The organism is Sphingobium sp. MK2 (genome assembly GCF_040170545.1).
Lineage (GTDB): Bacteria > Pseudomonadota > Alphaproteobacteria > Sphingomonadales > Sphingomonadaceae > Sphingobium.
The window spans coordinates 1-17,577 of the sequence record NZ_JAZDXA010000027.1 but is presented as its reverse complement, the minus strand read 5'-3'; the positions used below and the strand labels follow the sequence as shown (position 1 = coordinate 17,577).

Sequence of the window (17,577 nt, the reverse complement as noted above, 5' to 3'; positions counted from 1 at the left end):
TGTCTCCGCCATCAGGAGATCGTGACATCCTGAAATTGCAAGCTGGCGAGACGGGCATAAAGGCCACCCTGCGCCACAAGCGCTCCATGATCGCCTTGTTCGACGATCCGCCCTTCATCCATGACGATGATCCGGTCAGCGGCGCGCACGGTTGCCAGACGATGGGCAATGACGATCGTGGTTCGCCCCAGGATCAACCGCCCCAAAGCATCCTGTACCAACCGTTCGGACTCCGCATCGAGCGCGGACGTCGCTTCATCCAGCAGCAGGATAGGGGCATCGCGCAGCAAGGCCCGCGCAATCGAAAGCCGTTGACGCTGGCCACCCGACAGACGCGCACCGTCCTCGCCCATGAACGTGTCCAGTCCCTCCGGCAGGGCACGCAGAAAGCTTTCCGCATTGGCGGCGCGGGCTGCCGCCCAAATCTCGTCATCGCTGGCGTCCCAGCGGCCATAGCGCAGATTATCGCGCGCTGAGGCGGCGAAGATGATGCTGTCCTGCGGCACCATTGCCATCATGGCGCGCGCTGCGGCTGGATCGGCGTCGGGCAAGGCCACGCCATTTAACCGCACTGAACCCCGGTCTGGATCATAGAAGCGCTGCGCCAATTGGATCAACGTCGTCTTGCCCGCACCCGACGGCCCCACGACCGCCACTGTCTCGCCTGGTGCGATGTCGAGCGTCACCCCATTCAGCGCTGCCTGATCGGGACGGGTGGGATAATGGAAATAGACATTGTCGAATGTCAGGCGTGCGCCATTGGCTGTGACCGGGATCGGCGTTGGGACCACAGGGGGCAATATGTCGGGCGTAGCGCTCATCAATTCATGCAGACGGCTCGCTGCGCCCGCGCCGCGCAACAGGTCACCCCAGCTTTCGGACAGCGAACCGAACGCTCCTGCGACCAGTCCGCCGGTCAAGACGAATGCGGCGATGCTGCCGCCCGATAGTCGGCCGGCCGCAACATCGAGCGCACCCTGCCACATGACAGCGGTGATTGATCCGAACACCAAAGCGATCACTACCGCCGTCATGATCGCGCGCAGGGCGATCCGGCGGCGGGCGGTCGCGAAACCGGCTTCAACCGTTGCGTTGAACCGCATTGCCTCCCGCGCCTCCTGACCGAAGGCTTGTACGATCTTCATCGCGCCCAGCACCTCGCTGGTGACGCTGCCGACATCGGCCAGCCGGTCCTGGCTGGCGCGCGACAGGCCGCGCACCTTGCGACCCAAGCTGATCAACACCAGCAGGATGATGGGAATGCCGAGCAGAAGTAGCGCGGCTAGTTTCGGGGCCAGCGCGAACAGGTAGATCAGCCCGCCCGCACCCGTTACGAGGTTGCGCAGTGCGACCGATACGGTCGATCCCACCACCTGTTCGACGATGGCGGTGTCGGCGGTCATGCGTGACGCGATTTCCGACGGACGATTTTCTTCGAAGAAGCGCGGTGCCTGTCGCAGCAGATTTGCCTGGGTCGCGCTGCGGATGTCTGCAACAACTCGTTCGCCCAGCCAGGACACGAAATAGAAGCGCAGCGCACTGGCGAGCGCCAGAATGATGACGATCAGCAGCAGATATTCGAACCAGCGGCTGATGTCGCCCCCACCCATAAACCCCTTGTCGATCACCAGCCGGAAGCCGCTGGGAATGCCGAGCGTCGCTGCGGACGAGACGATCAGCGCGGCCAACGCCCCGCTAATCCGCCCCGGATAATGACGCGCAAAGCTCCACAGCATCGCCAGGCTGCCAAGGGCGGGGCGCGCGTCGGCGCGGGGGGTGGTGTTTGGGGCATCCTCCATGTGCGGCGCTTAGCAGGCTGCCCCTAAAGCCTCAATGGGGCGTCCTGCCCATGGGTGCGATGGTCCCGGCGAGGTGGAACAAGCGGTCCGTGTCGCCTTGGCCCGTCAACGCATAGGCCATGGTGCCCACCTCCCAATAGGCCACGACTTCACCCGCGCGTCGGGTGACCAGCGGCGTTGCCTCGGCAGGTGTTTCGGCACGGTCAGCGAATAGGGACAGGTTTTCCTCTCGCGGTGTCACGATCGTCATGGCGATGGCGGGACTATCGGTTGTGGGGAAGACTTGCACGTCCGTCACGCGCCAGTCGTCGGGCAATGAAGGCATGACGATTCCGGTCGACCGTTCGATTTCCTGCGGATCGAAGATGGCGCTCTCAATCTGCGACGCCATGTCCTGCCGCAACAGTCCGGCTCGACGCGAGGCGGCGGCTTCGTCGAGAAAGCTGCTTGCCTGCGCGCTTTGGGAAAATTCGCTCAACTCGCCGCGCGTGATCCAGCCAGTGGCGAGCAAAGCGGCAATCGCGGCCGCCCGGCGCACACGCCGCCACGTCCGCTCATCCTCATTGTCGTTGGCAACAGGTGCCGTCAGGTCGCGGCGGCGGCCGACCAACGTTCCTTTCGTCCCATCGCGCATCAGGCGAAAGTCAATATGCGGCCATCGCACGCGCCACCGCCGCGCGACGATCCGTTCGCCGGGCCGCGCCGCATCGTCCAGCAGGACGACGCCATTGGGGGACAATCGCGCAAACAGGCTGTCCGCCGCGCCCCGTACCAGTGGATGCACGCTCCAGGGCGGGCCATCGATGATGATCATGTCAATCTGTTCGGGCACGCGCTCCAGGGCATACCAGCGACCGGGCCAGTCTGCGCTCTCATGCGTCAGTGGCGCATGAGAGATGTCGGCATCGATCGCGTGATCGGCCAGCCACTGGCGCGTCGCATCAACAAAACCGCCATGCTGGTCGAAACTATGGAGCCGCCCACCGCCATGTAACTGCAATGCGCGCGCTGCGATCAGCGAGGACGCGCCCGCGCCCAGTTCCACCACATGGGCCGGACGCACCCGCGCAATCTCCCGTACGATATGGCGCAGGAAGCCGACATCGGCTTTCCAGCTTCCCAGATGGGGCAGCGCGTCATGCGGCAGGCCCAATTCATCGAGCAGAGCCCGCTTGTCTGCTGGCCGTCCGCCCGACAGGCTGGCGAGCAGCCATGGCCAGCCGATGGCACCGAAGCCGATACGCCACGCCATGTCCGCCAGGCGGCGCGACCGGCTGCCCATTGCGGTGGTGGCTTCATGAAGGGACAGGAAGCCGGTCAGATCGCGAGATGTCACGGGAAAATATGCTCCTTATAGGATCGCGGGACTATGCCGGACCTTGTGTTTCGCTCATATGACGCTCTGCTATGCGGGAAACCCCATTACGCAGGAAAGCAAGATGATCCGTATGATGTCCGCGACCGTCGAACGTTGGCCGGTGGCGGGGGCGTTTGTCATAAGCCGGGGAGCCAAGACTTATGTCGATGTCGTGGTCTGTACGGTCGAAGATGGCACGCATGTCGGCCGGGGCGAAGGCACGCCCATATATTATGAGGGTGAGAGTGCGCAAAGCTGCGTCGCGGCCCTGCAAGCCTATACAGGGCCACTCGACCGTAAAGCCCTGCTGACCATGATGCCGCGCGGCGCGGCGCGCAACGCGCTCGACTGCGCTTTATGGGATATTGAAGCGAAGCGGGCAGGCGCGCCGGTCTGGCAATTGGCGGGTTTAGCACAGCCCATGCCGCTACCGACGGCCTATACCATTAGCCTGGGCGACCCAGATCGGATGGAGGCGGATGCACGTATGGCGGCAGCGCGTGGTTTCGTCCTCCTTAAATGTAAGCTGATGGGCGAGGGCGATCAAGACCGCATTGCTGCCGTCCGGCGGGGCGCGCCCACCATACGGCTGATCGTTGATGCCAATGAAAGCTGGCACGACCGCGATATCAGCAAAGAAACGGCTGACCTGGCATCGCTGGGGGTGGAGATGGTCGAGCAGCCCGTTATTCGTGGACAGGAGGCGCGGCTTGTCGGCGTTCAGGCGTCGCTGCCGTTCTGCGCGGATGAAAGCTGCCACACGCGCGCCGATCTTGATCGATTGGCAGATTTCGATGCCGTCAATATCAAGCTCGACAAAGCGGGTGGGCTGACCGAGGCATTGGCGCTGGCACAGGAAGCGCGCGAACGTGGTTTCCGGCTGATGGTGGGGTGTATGCTTGGCACGTCGCTGGGCATTGCACCGGCTGCGCTGGTCGCGCAGAGTGCGGACTGGGTCGACCTGGACGGTGCGCTGTTGCTGGCCAAGGATCGCGTTGATGGACTGGTCATGCAGGATGGCCTGCTTAAGCCCGGAACCCTCTGGGGCATGGGCCAATAGGCCCGCGGCTCAATAGCCCAATGTCAGCCCGACCGCATAATATTTCGGTCCGGCATTGGCCTTCGCCCGAACCTTGGGCAGGATCGGTAGCGCCAGCGTGGCGTAGGGGCGCACATTCTCACCGCTGAACCGCGCGCCTGCACCGATCGTCGCGGAAAGGGGGATGCTGTAGCTCGCTTCCACCCGACCGTAGAGTTTGGTTTCGCCATCGCGCAGATAGACGCCCGCGCCAGGGGTCAGGCTGAAGCCCGCAAAGCCCATGGCATAGCCCGCGCCCAGTTCCGTCCCCCAATGGCCGTCCGCGCGCGCGTAATTGCCCTCAATCCCCAAGCCTTCGGCATGGGCCACGCCGGGCAGCAAAAATGCAAGGAAGGGCAGGAGGGCGAAGCGATAAAGGGTCATGGGCCCGCCGCTATGGCGCGTTCCCGCGACGGGCAAGCCGCGCGGGATGAGCCGAGTCGAGATTACGACAAGCCGTGCTGTCCAACTCAGCTATCCACCTGGCGCACGGGTTGCACATCGGGATAAGGCATTACCATCCGTCCGTCCGGGGCCGCGGTAAAGCTGGTCTGGGTCGGATAGGCGAACTCGATGCCACGTTCATTGAACTGGCGCAGGATCGCAAGGCCGATCTTGTGGCGGATGACGTAGATAGAATCCCAGTCGGGCAAATAGACGTCGAACTCCACTTCAAAGTCCAGGCTGGACGCACCGAAGCCGACAAATCCCGATCGCACGAAACTCGCGCCCAGATCGCTAATGATCGCCTTCAATATGTCGGGAATCTGCTCCGCGACATCTGGCGGCGTCTGATAGATGACGCCGATCGCGAACTTGATGCGGCGATGGTCCAGCGTGAAATAGCTGGTGATTTCCTTTTGCATCAGATTGGCGTTGGAAATAACCTTCTTCTCACCCGTAATGGCGCGCAGGCGCGTGGATTTGAGGCCGATTTTCTCCACTGTCGCGGTCGTCTGGTCGTAGTTGATGGTTTCGCCTCGGCGAAACGGCTTGTCGAAGATGATCGAGAGGGCGGCAAACAGATCGGAAAATATGCCCTGTGCTGCAAGGCCGATGGCGATACCGCCAATACCCAGGCCGGCAACAAGGCCGGTGACATTGACCCCCAGATTGTCGAGTACGACGATCGTCGCCACCGCGAACAGAGCGAAGCTGACCAGAATACGGATAAGCCCCATCGCATTGGCAAGCGTTTCACCGCCCCCATCCTGCGCCAGGGTTTTACGTTCGATCAGCCCTAGGATGATCTCTCTCGCCCAGAGCGCTGCTTGCCATACGGCGGCGATGGTGAAGAGAAAGGCGACGGTTCTGTACAACGCCGCAGGTGCATCGGCATAGCCAACCACCAGCCGCGCCGACACCATGATCATGAAAAAATGCGTCGTGCGGGCGGCGGCGCGGCCCAGGACATTGGTGTAGCCTAATGGGTCGCCGCGCGTTCCCTTATGCCGCTTGCCGATACCTCGCAGCGCAGTGAGCGTCAGGTAGATTACGATACCTGCACCCATCGCGATCAATATCTGAACATAGTGCATCGCCAGCCAGTCGCTGGTGGATCGCCACATTTCGCCCAAATCGGGTGGGCGCACCGTGATGACGGGGTCAGCGGAGGGTTTTGTATCGGCCATGCTATCCTGTAATCTGGTGGTTGACGTCAGGCCGCCGCTGCCCGCGGGGCGCAATCCGCCAATGTGTCGAGAAACGCGATCAGTCCGCGCTCTTCACGGGACAGATAGCGTGTTCGGCGCGGCAAGCGAAGCCCCTCGCGCCATTCATCCTGACCGTCCTTGCATAGGGCGATCAGCGCAGGGTGAATATAGGATTTGCGGCTGATCGCGGGTGTATTGCCCAAGGCCAGGGCCACCGGCTCTATCATCTCCTTCAGCGAGACATGCCCGGCAGCGAGGGTTTCGAACGCGATCGTAGACGCCCCCCCCAGGTACGGAAATGCTTGGCGGTGAACGGCCCGCCCATGGCATCGGCGATATAGGCATTGACGTCGCTCGACGTGATCGGCCGTGCCTCGCCATCCTCGTCCAGATATTGAAACAGATGCTGGCCCGGCAGATCCTGCACCTGCCGCACGAAGCGCAGCAGGCGGCTGTCGGTGACGGTCAGTTGCAGTTCCTTGCCCGACTTGGCGCGATAGCGCAGCGTCAACGACCGGCCGTTGAGGTCGAGGTGGCGGCGGCGCAGCGTCGTCGCGCCGAAACTCTTGTTCGTCGTGGCATACTGTTCGTTGCCGACACGCAATTTGGCGAGGTCGAGCAAGCGGATGACGGCGGCAATGGTGCGATCCTTGCGCAGGCCCCGCTTGGACAGGTCCGCTTCCAGCCTCGCGCGCAACTTGGGCAGGGCGCGCCCGAAATTAGGACATCCGGCATATTTCTCCGCCTCGCGCGCGGCACGAAAGTCGGCATGATAGCGATATTGCTTGCGCCGCTTGTCGTCATAGCCGGTCGCCTGGATGTGGCCATAAGGCGAGGGACAGAACCAGCAGTCGCGATAGGCGGGCGGCAGGGCGATCGCGTTCAGCCGGTCGATCTCATCCCGGTCGGTGATCCGTGCGCCATTGGCATCACGATAGGCCCAGCCCCGTTTCAGCGCGCGGCGCGTGATGCCGGGCACGCTGTCATTGGCATGAATTATGGCGGTTTGGGGCATGGCGTCCTTCTCGTCTCCCCAAACCCGCCTTTCGTCGCTTCGTTCCGCAACCATGGCGGCTGCAGCCCGTTAAGCGGCCATTCCCCCATGTAGGAGACACCCATGTCCGCCATCGAAAACAGCCATATTCTCATCATCGCCACCGACGGGTTCGAACAATCCGAACTGTTCGATCCGCGCAACATGTTGATGAAAGCTGGGGCCAAGGTGAGGCTGGCCTCGCCCGAAAGCGACCCGATCCAGGGCATGAAGCATGATGAGAAGGGTGATACCATCACGCCGGACATCACACTCGATGCCGTTTCCATGGACGATTATGACGGGCTGATCCTGCCCGGCGGCGTCGCCAATCCCGATACGCTGCGCGTGAATGAAAAGGCGATCGCGCTCATCCGTGCTTTTGCCGACGCCGGCAAGCCCGTCGCCGCCATCTGCCATGGTCCCTGGCTGCTGATCGAGGCGGGCGTAGTGAACGGCCGCACCGTCACGTCCTGGCCTTCGGTGCGTACCGACCTCACCAACGCCGGTGGAAAGTTTGTCGATCGGGCCGTTGCGATCGATGGCAATATCATCACCAGCCGTAACCCCGACGACATCCCTGCTTTTGTCGAAGCCTTTACGAAGGCCGTGACCGAAGGGGCCAGCGTAGCCGCCTGAACGATGTGCCGCCGCCCGGATGCCACGGCACCGGGCGGCGGCGCAACACCGACAGATGCGCAAGCGCCAGCGTGGCGCATAATGTGCCACCGGCCAGCATGAGTGCCCGAACTTCCGGCGCTAAGACGGCGATCATAGCGGCCGCGCACGATCCCGCAATCGCCCATCCCAGTGCCCGGCCATCGCCGTCCGGCCCGCGCAGCCAGAACACGCATCCCCCCACGCCGACCAGATAGGCGCTGGCATACCGCAGCACCGCGACATCGGCCCCCCATAGCGGCAGCATCAACAAAAGCATCAGCACGATCCCGCCGCGCGTCAGCCGTCCCATGGCTGGCGCAAGCAGCGGATAGAGCAGCATCTCGCACGCCAGCACCGCCATCAGGATCGCCAGCGCGTCCGTTGGTCGCCCCGCGATGACGGCCACGGTGGCCGTCGCGCCCCAGGGGAGCAACCGATGTGGGGCCATGCGGATATGGCTGACCCAATCGCCCAGGCCATCGCGCCTCTCCCAGCGCCGATCGGCGAGGCGCAGTTGGAAGCCGCCCATTACGAACAGCGCGCCGATACCCGCCGAAAAAAGCTCCGGTGCGATCATCGGCGAAGCCAGCAGCAACCCCAGCAACAACCCATGCGCCAGACCCAGCGCCCGCAATTCTCCGTTCATGCAGGAACGCCCTGCCGCGCGACGAGCGCTGCGGCGAGATCCTGCCGCGCCGCCGCCTTGCGTTTGCGGGTCAGATAGGTGTCGAGGCCGATTTGCAGCGCCAACATCATGAAGATGAACGGCTGATAGGCGATACCCACGAACAGCGATCCGATCATATAGATGATATGCCCCTGTTGCAGCGCCAGCGCGAAGGGCGAAATCCAGGCTTCCTGCGGCCCGTCGCGCTTGCGGTAGAAGCGGCGGATCGATTCGGTGCGGATGAAGCAGATCAGATGGATGAGCGCCCAGACTGCAAAGCCGAAATAGCCCTGTTCGCCCAGCAGCTCGAAATAGGCGCTATGATAGGCGCGGCCCTTGTCAGTGACGATGCGGGTTTCCAGGCGACTGCCGCCGCTGTCGGTCACGACGCTGCGGGCGACATAGGTAAAACTGTTCTGCAGATAATTGTCGAACCCGCCGCCGCCCGGATGGTCCTTCACATAATCGAGCGTCCACATCCACACCGCGACACGGGTAGAGGCGCTTTCGTCGCCCTGATGATTTTCGATCGTCTGCATCCGCTGCGTGAAGCTGGTAGGCAGGAAGGGGATCGACACCAAGGCTGCGAACAGCATCAGCGGCCCGTAGACGAAGCGACGCGGCGAACGGATGAGCATCAGCCCGGCCAGAACGACGATGCAGATCAGTCCAGTGCGGGCCTCCGTGCCGATCGGCATCAACAGGCAGGCAAAGCACAGGCAATAGCAGAAGGCCTTCACCTTCCAGTCGGGCGGAAAGATGGTGCCATGTTTGGCCAGCCACAGGATCAGCGGGATCAGCGAGATCGCGACGCAACTGATGATGGAGCCTTCATATAGCCCGCTATTATTGTCGACCATAAGGTTGAGCACGCCATAGCCGCCGCCGGACAAGGCGGTCTTGAGACCGCCATTGATGATGATCGTACTGGCGCACAGGATCATGAAGACGGTCATCGCCTCGATTCGCAAGCGCGTGCGCAGCACCAGCGGCAGGAACACGCCGGCGATGATCGCCTTCCACACCCAATTCCATTTGGTCAATGCCTCGACCGGGAAATCGGCGGTCATGGTGGTATAGCCGCACCAGGCAAGCAGCACGAGCATCAGCCCCTGTCGCGCCGAGAATCGGCAATCCTTCTTGTCGTCCATCACCAGCCAGGCCCCCACCATCGCGCCAAAGGCGATGAAGGAGATCGGGATCGAATTGAGCAGGAAATAGGACAGGCGCTGGGGCGAGACGATGTCGATATAGGCATAGACCGCGACCAGCAGGAACGGCCGCTTGAACCCCATCAGAAAGAACACGCCCAGAAAGGCGAGGAAGAACAGGTCACGCATCGCCCGTCTCGCCCTCCGGCTCTGGATCGCGATCCAGGTCGGCGCGCGACAGCAAGCGCCAGGCCGTCAGCAGGATCACGCCATGGCTGACCAGCAAGGATAAGGTGTCGATCATTATGCGTTCTTGTTCCCGGTAGCCGCCTCATCTTCCTAGCGAGACAGAGTTGACGGGGCGTTAAACCTTTTTCGGCAGACAGGGCTGGCTATGACTCGCATCCTTCATGTGCTGGACCACAGCCTCCCGCTCCACAGCGGCTACACCTTTCGGACCCGTGCGATCCTGCGCGCGCAGATGGCGAAGGGCTGGGCGGTGCGTGGCATCACTGGCCATCGCCATGTCGCGCCGAAATCCCAGGAAGATCCGCCGCTGCTCGAAGAGGCGGTCGATGGCCTCCATTTCCATCGCACGCCGGGACAACCCGCGACCGGCAATCCGCTGATTCGCGAATGGCGCGACATAGCGGCGCATGCCGACGCGATCGAATCGCTGGTGCGCGACTGGCGGCCCGACATCATCCACGCTCATTCGCCCGTCCTCAACGCCATCGCGGCGCAGCGGGTCGCCAAGCGGCATGGCATCCCGATGATCTACGAAATCCGCGCTTTCTGGGAAGATGCGGCGGTCGGCAACGGCACGGGGACGCAGGGCAGCCCGCGCTATTGGCTGACCCGCCAGCTTGAAACCCATGCGGTGCGCGCGGCCGATGCGGTCGCGGTGATCTGCGAAGGGCTGCGCGGCGATCTGATCGCGCGCGGCATTGATCGGAACAAGATCATCGTGTCGCCCAATGGCGTCGACATGGAACAGTTTGGCGACCCCGTCCCGCGCGACCCTGCGTTGACAGCCGAGCTGGGGCTGGAGGGGGCCGATGTCGTCGGCTTCATTGGTAGCTTTTACGACTATGAAGGGCTGGACGATTTGATCGCGGCGATGCCGCGTCTCGTCCGTGCCCGGCCCAAAGCGAAGCTGTTGATGGTGGGCGGCGGCCCGCGCGAACAGGCGTTGCGCGAACAGGCGATGGCGTCGCCCTTTGCCGATCATATCATCTTCGTCGGCCGCGTACCGCACGACCAGGTCGAACATTATTATGCGCAGGTCGATATCCTTGCCTACCCACGCAAGGCGATGCGACTGACCGATCTGGTGACCCCGCTCAAGCCGTTGGAAGCCATGGCGCAGGGGCGGCTCGTCGCTGCGTCGAGCGTCGGCGGCCATCGCGAACTGATCGAGGATGGCGTTACCGGCACGCTCTTCGCGCCCGACGATCCGGCGAGCATTGCTGCCGCGCTTGCCGGGCTGTTCGCCGATCGCGCGCCCTGGGATGAACGCCGCGCCGTCGCACGCGCCTTTGTCGAGCGCGAGCGCAACTGGTCGGCCAATATCCTGCGCTACGAACCGGTCTACCAGCACTTGCTGGCCCAGGCCGACGGCGCGCGGGCGGCGGCCTGACGGCATATGGCGCCACGAGGATCAAGACCGGACCGGGCCATGGTGATGGCATCGCTGGGCGGCCTCGTCGCTGCGCTGGCGGTGTTGTTGACCCCGGTGGGGCTGATCGAAATGCTGGTGGCGTCCAGTGGGCTGAGCGAAGCGCTGCCCGCCGCCGCGCCGCCACTTGGCCTTAAGGCCCGAATACTGATCGCTCTTTTCGCCGCTATAATGGTGATGGGGATCATTTTGACGATGCGGCGCGACGCAACTGTGGCGACGGAACCAAGTGAAAAGAAGCAGCGCGTCGAACGCGCCAAGGGAGCACGAAAAATGGGTTTCGCATTTTCCAAATGGGCCGCGCTGGCGCGGGGCCGTTCCATCGAATCGATCGAGGGCGCACCGCCAACGCTGCGCCGCGCTGACGCCCATCCCGATGCGCCGGCGCGCGCACCGATCTTCGCCAGCCGCGACCTGAACGGTGTCGATATTTTCGCGCGCCCCGAATCAGGACGGCGCGGGCTGGTGGCGCAGGCCGTGGTGGACGCGCCTGCCATCCGGTCCACGCCGGATTTCCGTATGCCCGCCGCGCCCCTGCCGGTTGCCGAGGCGGACTTGCCCCAGCCCGCCTTCCTGCGCCCGGCCGCGCCCCTGATCGAGCCGGAGGCGGCAGAAGAGGCTGTACCGGCCATCGAAGCCAAGGCACCCCCGGCGCCCCTGCCAACCCCAGCGCCGCGCCCCTCGACCCAGGGGCTTACGATCGGCCAGTTGACCGAGCGGCTGGAACGTGGCCTGTCCCAGCGTCGCCGCACGGCATCTGACGATGGCATCCGGGTGCTGGCCGACATGCCGCCCGCCATGCCGGTGCCGGTGCGCGACACGCCCGATACCGACACCGACGCCGCATTGCGCGCCGCGCTGGGCACGTTGCGCAGCATGACCGGCCGGGCGCGCTAACTCTCCTACCATTCCTCGATCGTCAGCGCCGACAGCTCCACCCATAGGCCGTCGGCGCTGTCGCCCTCTCCATCGACGCAGATGTCGGCGACGAAATGGCGCGGCAGCACCCATTGCGCTTCGCTGAGGCCATCGAGCAGGCGCGCCTTTGCCGCCAGCGCCTCTGCCCCGCTGATCGACAGCCGCACGACATGGCGTCGCCCCTCGAACAGGGCGCTGGCCCAGGGGCGGCTCGCTGCCCGTTCGACGCGGGCATTGTCGCCCGCCCGCGCGAGCAATTGCGCCAGCAGGCGGGGCAGGGGGTCGGCCGTGCCTTTTCCTATTGCTTGATTTCGGATCAGGTTGCACGCGCGCAAACGCGGATCGATGCTTGTCATTGGCCTCTGCTCCTGCGATATGTGTTCATGAAATGTTCTACACGTCTCTTTATCCGTTCGCCCGGCTCGCGCCCGCCGCGCAGGTCGAAGACCAGCCGTGGATCGCGCACGCTGGCCCGCCCGAATGTGGTGGGCGGCATCTCGTGGCGGCGAAGGAATGTCTCGATCATGCGCAACAGCATCGGCCTCAATCTCCCCTGTCATGGCGACTCACCCCGCGCGAGCCGTTAGGTATATTCCTATCTCAAAGCCAATTTCCTACTTGTCTAGGAAAAATCTTATCAGTAATGGACGGATCATGGATGAATCGCAGGACGCTCGCACCGCGCTGGAACGGCTGATCGCCGACCGGGGGGAGAATTATGCCGATCTGTCCCGGCTGATCGGCCGCAACCCTGCCTATATCCAGCAGTTCATCAAGCGCGGGACGCCGCGCAAATTGGACGAGGATGACCGTCGCGTGCTGGCCCGCTATTTCGGCGTGCCCGAACAGATGCTGGGCGGGACAGCGGTGGCTCCCCTGACGGCAACGCCCGGTCGGATGCGCACCCTGCCCGCCGTGGTCGCCGTGCCTCGGCTGGCGCTGGGCGCGTCGGCGGGCGGCGGTACGCTGGACGAGGATGAGCGCGCGGCGGGCGTGATGGCGTTCGATGCGCACTGGCTGCGGCACTTGGGCGTGCGGCCCCAGCGCGTGTCGATCATCCGCGTCGATGGCGAATCGATGGCCCCGACGCTCAGCGATGGCGACGACATCATGGTCGATCATGATGATGACGCCCTGCGGCTGCGCGACGGCGTCTATGTGCTGCGGCTCGACGGCGTGCTGATGGTCAAGCGAATCGCCATGGGGCCGCTACGGGGCCGGTTCAGCGTGGTCAGCGACAATGTCCATTATCCCGACTGGGCCGATATCGACCCGGCCTTGGTCGATATCGTCGGCCGTGTCGTCTGGACCGGCAGGCGTCTGGTGTAGGTGGTGAGGCCACCCTATCTGTGCGCCAAAGGAGTATCGGTGTGAACGACAATGGCGCGGTGATCCGCAAGGGCTTGGAATGGCGCGGTGCGCGGCTGGCGCTGGCGACGGTGGTGTCGACCTGGGGATCGGCCCCGCGCCCGCGCGGCAGCCATATGATCGTCCATGAAGACGGCCGGTTCGAAGGCAGTATTTCGGGCGGCTGCGTCGAAACCGATGTCTTGCAGCGCGCCGCTGAAGTCATCGCCGGACGCGCGGCCCATGTCGAAACCTATGGCGTGGCCGATGGCGATGCGTGGGAGGTCGGCCTGCCCTGCGGCGGCGAGATCGCGGTGCTGGTCCAGCCGGTGGGGGAGGGTGGTTTCCCTTCCGACCTATTCGACCGGATCGACAAGGCGAACGCGCGCGGGCGCGCCGTCACGCTGGCGACCGACCTGGCGACCGGAACGACGCAGGAAGGGAGCGGGGAGGGACTGTTCCTCAACCGCTATGATCCGCCCCGCCGCCTGCTGATCGTCGGCGCGGTGCAGATCGCCCAGTCGCTCGTGCCGCTGGCGCAGGCGATCGGCGTGACCCCAGTCCTGATCGACCCGCGCGGCCGCTTCCTCACCGCCGAACGCTTCCCCGGCGTCGAACTGGACGACCGCTGGCCCGACGACGCCATCGCCGCGCGCTTCCCCGGCGAATCGACCGCCGTGGTCACGCTCAGTCACGACATCAAGATCGACGACCCCGCGCTGGCCGCCGCGTTGCGCGCACCGACCGGCTACATCGCGGCGCTCGGCTCGCGCAAAAGCCATGCGGCAAGGCTGGAGCGGCTCGCGGCCATGGGCTTTGGCGCGGACGATCTGGCACGGATCGACGGCCCGGCTGGTTTGGACATCGGCGCGATCGGTGCCGCCGAAATCGCGCTGTCGATCACGGCGGGCATGGTGGCGGGATTCAACCGGATGCGGTGAGGGGGAGACAGGGCAGGCAGATTGAAGAACGAAACAGCCCCCAAATCCCGTCACCCCGGACTTGATCCGAGGTCCATGAGCCTCACCTCCTCAATGACGCCGGACCCTTGAGCCAATAGATGCCGGGTCAAGCCCGCCATGACGGCAAGTGGTGGGAAACTGCTGTATTAAGGTAGTCCTTCGCGGCGTCGAAAATCGAGAAGCATTAAAAACTCGGTTGGCCACGAATTGCGAAGCTGTGATTCGATCAGCGATAGTTCCGCGTCTGTCGTGAGAGTTCTGCCTGAGCGCTTCATTTGGCTGTGCGTCATATTATTAGTTACGCACCGGCAGTCCATTCCAAGAGGAGGCTGCCAACGCATCCAAAAGGAATGATCCCACGGCAGAATGACTTTACCTAAAGGGAGATGCGTCGGATCGGTACGCGCATCACCTACCACGATGCCGTACTTAAATGGGAACGCTGCGCGGGCTTGCTGGTCCCGCTGAGCGCGCGCTGCCGCCCGCGCGAGCTTAAGCGAGACCCTGAAGAAGCGCTCGGCCAGCAAGCGTTCAACATCGGCTCCAAAGCCGATATTGTTGTGAGTGACCAAATCAAAGAAGTTAGATTCTGAGCCTCCTCGAATCATTGTTGTAAGCATCGCAGCGTGCAATTCCCCGGCGAGAGCTTCTGCGAAGGGTGCCTCCCAATTCAACGCCGCCATAACTTGCGGCGTCCAGGCAGCGATCAGTAGTCCATCGCGATCCGCGATCCAGTCAATCAGGTCGTTTGCTGCTACCGCCATAACGGCACTCATAGTCTTAAATTGGCCTGGCGACATTGCGTTTTGCATGGGGACAGATGAGTGCTTCCAGACACCCCCGCTAACAACACCGCCCGCCATTCTTCCCGCCATAGCGCGCCTCCTGCCGGTCGCGAAAAAAGGTAACGCGGTCCATCACTGGCTGCCCCGGATGATGGGCCTCGCAATGCCGCAGATACGCGTCATAGTCGGGCATCCCCACCATCAACCGCGCGGTCTGGCGCAGCGTGTGAAGCAGCCCACTCATGCCGTCGGCACCAGTTGCGCGGGGATTTCCTGCGCAGTCGGTTCCGTACTGCGGCGTGCGGCGAGGCAGGTGCGGATCGTGAAGACCAGCAGCGATAACACAACCGCCAGGAACAGCGCGACCAGCGCCGCGTCGATCCGGTCGTTGAAGATGATGCGTTCCATCTCCGCCATCGACTTGGCCGGGGCCAACACCTCGCCCTTGTCCGCCGCGGCGCTGAACTTCGCCGCATGGGCCAGGAAGCCGAGCTTGGGATCGGGCGAGAAGAGCTTGAGCCACCCCGCCGACAAAGTGCAGACCAGCAGCCAGCCGGTCGGGATCATCGTCACCCAGGCGAAGCGGTCCCGCTTCATGCGGAACAGCACCGCCGTCGCCAGCATCAGCGCGATCGCCGCCAGCATCTGGTTCGAGATACCGAAGACCGGCCACAGCGTATTCACCCCACCCAGCGGATCGGTGACCCCCTGATAGAGGAAGAAGCCCCAGGCCGCGACCGTCAGCGCGGTCGCGACGACTCCCGGCACATGGCTCTTGCTCTCCTTGAAGGACGGCACCGCCAGCGCGATCAGATCCTGCAGCATGAAGCGCCCGGCGCGCGTGCCCGCATCCACCGCGGTCAGGATGAACAGCGCCTCGAACAGGATGGCGAAATGATACCAGAAGGCCTTCATCGCCGGGCCGCCGACGACATGGCTGAAGATTTCGGCCATCGCCACCGCCAGCGTCGGCGCGCCCCCGGTGCGCGAAATGATGCTATGTTCGCCGACATCCTTGGCCGTCTGCGTGATGAGGTCGGCCGAAATTGGGAAGCCCATGGCGGTGACGGCGGCCGACGCGCTCGCCGCATCGGTGCCGATGATCGCGGCGGGGCTGTTCATCGTGAAATAGATGCCGGGGTCCAGAATCGACGCGCCGACCAGCGCCATGATCGCCACGAACGCCTCCATCAGCATCGCGCCATAGCCGATCACCGGGGCATGGGCTTCGCTGGCGATCAGCTTGGGCGTAGTGCCGCTGGAAATCAGCGCATGGAAACCCGACACTGCGCCGCAGGCGATGGTGATGAACAGGAAGGGGAAAAGGCCGCCCGCCCAGACCGGCCCGCCACCATCGACGAACTGGGTCAGCGCGGGCATTTTGAGCGGCGGCGCCATGATGACAATGCCGATCGCCAGCGCCGCGATCGCGCCGATCTTGAGGAAGGTGGAGAGATAATCGCGCGGCGCGAGCAACAGCCACACCGGCAGCACCGACGCCACCGCGCCATAGCCGATCAATATCCAGCACAGTTGCACCGGCGTAAAGGTGAAGATCGGCCCCCAGACCGGCGAGGCGGCAATCGCCTGGCCATAGACGATCGCGGCGAGCAGACCGACCAAACCCAGCAGCGAGACTTCGCCGATCCGACCCGGCCGGATCCATCGCGTATAGACGCCCATGAACATCGCCAGCGGAACGGTCGCAGCCACGGTGAACATGCCCCACGGACTTTCGGCCAGTGCCTTGACGACGATCAGCGCCAGCACCGCGAGGATGATGACCATGATCATGAACGCGCCGATCAGCGCAATCGTCCCGGCCCATTGCCCCATCTCCATGCGGATGAGTTCACCCAGCGACTTGCCGTCGCGGCGCATGGAGATGAACAAGACCATGAAATCCTGCACCGCGCCCGCCAGTACCACGCCCACGATGATCCACAGCGTACCGGGCAGATAGCCCATCTGCGCCGCCAGCACTGGCCCAACCAGCGGCCCCGCGCCCGCGATCGCCGCGAAATGATGGCCGAACAAGACGGTCCGCTCGGTCGCGACATAGTCCAGCCCGTCGGCGCGGCGCACGGCCGGCGTCGGTCGCGACGGGTCGAGCCGCATCACATGGCGCGCGATGAACAGCGCATAATAGCGATAAGCGACCAGGAAGCTGCTGACCGCCGCGACGACGATCCACAGCGCATTGACCGCTTCGCCCCGCGACACCGCTACGACGCTGAGCGCCACCGCGCCGACAATCGCCAATGCTATCCAGGGAAGATGCCGGGTCATCGCTCTCTCTTGTGATCGTCGGTCAGAGGTGGGCACAGTAAGCCGCTCTCGTCAAAAGACAATCACACGATGGTCCGATCAGCGCCGTCGCGCGAACGGCCAGTCGATCACACCACTCGCCCATACCCAAGTTGGACAGCGCTGGCGGAACGCGCAGTGAACACGAGATCGTAAGTACTTGATTTTGCTAGGGTCGAGTTT

18 protein-coding genes and 1 pseudogene are annotated in these 17,577 nt (G+C 63.8%); 6 read left to right on the top strand and 13 right to left on the bottom strand.

The features are described 5' to 3' along the window. Positions 1-11 precede the first annotated feature (11 nt). Positions 12-1,799 (bottom strand): ABC transporter transmembrane domain-containing protein, encoded by a 1,788-nt coding sequence (locus V2I08_RS12975; protein ID WP_349635488.1) that lies wholly within the window; start codon positions 1,797-1,799, stop codon positions 12-14. Positions 1,800-1,830: 31 nt separating this feature from the next. Beyond that, positions 1,831-3,135 (bottom strand): class I SAM-dependent methyltransferase, encoded by a 1,305-nt coding sequence (locus tag V2I08_RS12970; RefSeq protein WP_349635487.1) that lies wholly within the window; start codon positions 3,133-3,135, stop codon positions 1,831-1,833. A 103-nt stretch (positions 3,136-3,238) separates the two neighbouring features. On the opposite strand from V2I08_RS12970, the gene dgcA reads away from it, so the two are divergent. Continuing rightward, on the top strand, positions 3,239-4,216 hold the full coding sequence (dgcA, locus tag V2I08_RS12965) for an N-acetyl-D-Glu racemase DgcA (protein WP_349635486.1): 978 nt from the start codon (positions 3,239-3,241) through the stop codon (positions 4,214-4,216). Positions 4,217-4,225: 9 nt separating this feature from the next. Here dgcA and V2I08_RS12960 read toward each other — a convergent pair whose 3' ends face one another. From V2I08_RS12960 to V2I08_RS12950, 3 genes and pseudogenes are all read right to left on the bottom strand, one after another. Then, entirely contained in the window at positions 4,226-4,618 is a 393-nt protein-coding gene (locus V2I08_RS12960) for a hypothetical protein (protein ID WP_349635485.1), read from the bottom strand. Between the two features lie 86 nt (positions 4,619-4,704). Then, complete coding sequence (locus V2I08_RS12955; RefSeq protein WP_349635484.1) at positions 4,705-5,865, bottom strand: mechanosensitive ion channel domain-containing protein; 1,161 nt, start codon at positions 5,863-5,865, stop codon at positions 4,705-4,707. Positions 5,866-5,891: 26 nt separating this feature from the next. Continuing rightward, a pseudogene (locus tag V2I08_RS12950) lies at positions 5,892-6,901 on the bottom strand (DNA topoisomerase IB). A gap of 102 nt (positions 6,902-7,003) precedes the next feature. Between V2I08_RS12950 and V2I08_RS12945 the strand changes: the two are divergent. After that, entirely contained in the window at positions 7,004-7,558 is a 555-nt protein-coding gene (locus tag V2I08_RS12945) for a type 1 glutamine amidotransferase domain-containing protein (RefSeq protein ID WP_349635483.1), read from the top strand. Here V2I08_RS12945 and V2I08_RS12940 read toward each other — a convergent pair. The 3 genes from V2I08_RS12940 to V2I08_RS12930 are packed head-to-tail and all read right to left on the bottom strand — an operon-like array spanning position 7,518 to position 9,701. Then, entirely contained in the window at positions 7,518-8,225 is a 708-nt protein-coding gene (locus V2I08_RS12940) for a hypothetical protein (RefSeq protein ID WP_349635482.1), read from the bottom strand. The genes V2I08_RS12945 and V2I08_RS12940 overlap by 41 nt on opposite strands. After that, positions 8,222-9,586, bottom strand: a complete 1,365-nt coding sequence (locus V2I08_RS12935; RefSeq protein WP_349635481.1) for a putative O-glycosylation ligase, exosortase A system-associated — start codon at positions 9,584-9,586, stop codon at positions 8,222-8,224. The genes V2I08_RS12940 and V2I08_RS12935 overlap by 4 nt, the downstream gene beginning before the upstream one ends. Next, complete coding sequence (locus tag V2I08_RS12930; protein ID WP_349635480.1) at positions 9,579-9,701, bottom strand: hypothetical protein; 123 nt, start codon at positions 9,699-9,701, stop codon at positions 9,579-9,581. Before V2I08_RS12930 ends, V2I08_RS12935 begins: the two co-directional genes overlap by 8 nt. 90 nt (positions 9,702-9,791) lie before the next feature. On the opposite strand from V2I08_RS12930, the gene V2I08_RS12925 reads away from it, so the two are divergent. Together V2I08_RS12925 and V2I08_RS12920 are read left to right on the top strand one after the other, a co-directional pair. Continuing rightward, positions 9,792-11,036: a TIGR04063 family PEP-CTERM/XrtA system glycosyltransferase gene (locus tag V2I08_RS12925; protein WP_349635479.1), complete on the top strand. Its 1,245-nt coding sequence runs from the start codon at positions 9,792-9,794 to the stop codon at positions 11,034-11,036. A 39-nt stretch (positions 11,037-11,075) separates the two neighbouring features. Next, a complete protein-coding gene (locus V2I08_RS12920) occupies positions 11,076-11,972 on the top strand; it encodes a hypothetical protein (RefSeq protein WP_349635478.1) in 897 nt (298 codons plus the stop codon). A gap of 5 nt (positions 11,973-11,977) precedes the next feature. On the opposite strand, the gene V2I08_RS12915 is transcribed toward V2I08_RS12920, so the two are convergent. Together V2I08_RS12915 and V2I08_RS12910 are read right to left on the bottom strand one after the other, a co-directional pair. Further along, positions 11,978-12,349, bottom strand: a complete 372-nt coding sequence (locus V2I08_RS12915) for a hypothetical protein (RefSeq protein ID WP_349635477.1) — start codon at positions 12,347-12,349, stop codon at positions 11,978-11,980. Further along, positions 12,346-12,531, bottom strand: a complete 186-nt coding sequence (locus V2I08_RS12910) for a hypothetical protein (RefSeq protein ID WP_349635476.1) — start codon at positions 12,529-12,531, stop codon at positions 12,346-12,348. Before V2I08_RS12910 ends, V2I08_RS12915 begins: the two co-directional genes overlap by 4 nt. 116 nt (positions 12,532-12,647) lie before the next feature. Between V2I08_RS12910 and V2I08_RS12905 the strand changes: the two genes are divergently transcribed. After that, entirely contained in the window at positions 12,648-13,322 is a 675-nt protein-coding gene (locus tag V2I08_RS12905) for a S24 family peptidase (protein ID WP_349635475.1), read from the top strand. A gap of 41 nt (positions 13,323-13,363) precedes the next feature. Further along, on the top strand, positions 13,364-14,281 hold the full coding sequence (locus V2I08_RS12900; RefSeq protein WP_349635474.1) for an XdhC family protein: 918 nt from the start codon (positions 13,364-13,366) through the stop codon (positions 14,279-14,281). A gap of 167 nt (positions 14,282-14,448) precedes the next feature. Here V2I08_RS12900 and V2I08_RS12895 read toward each other — a convergent pair whose 3' ends face one another. The 3 genes from V2I08_RS12895 to V2I08_RS12885 form a co-directional block, all read right to left on the bottom strand. Continuing rightward, positions 14,449-15,078, bottom strand: a complete 630-nt coding sequence (locus V2I08_RS12895) for a hypothetical protein (RefSeq protein WP_349635473.1) — start codon at positions 15,076-15,078, stop codon at positions 14,449-14,451. 67 nt (positions 15,079-15,145) lie between these two features. Next, positions 15,146-15,331, bottom strand: a complete 186-nt coding sequence (locus V2I08_RS12890; RefSeq protein ID WP_349635472.1) for a YbdD/YjiX family protein — start codon at positions 15,329-15,331, stop codon at positions 15,146-15,148. After that, entirely contained in the window at positions 15,328-17,376 is a 2,049-nt protein-coding gene (locus tag V2I08_RS12885) for a carbon starvation CstA family protein (protein WP_349635471.1), read from the bottom strand. Before V2I08_RS12885 ends, V2I08_RS12890 begins: the two co-directional genes overlap by 4 nt. Between the last annotated feature and the right edge of the window lie 201 nt (positions 17,377-17,577).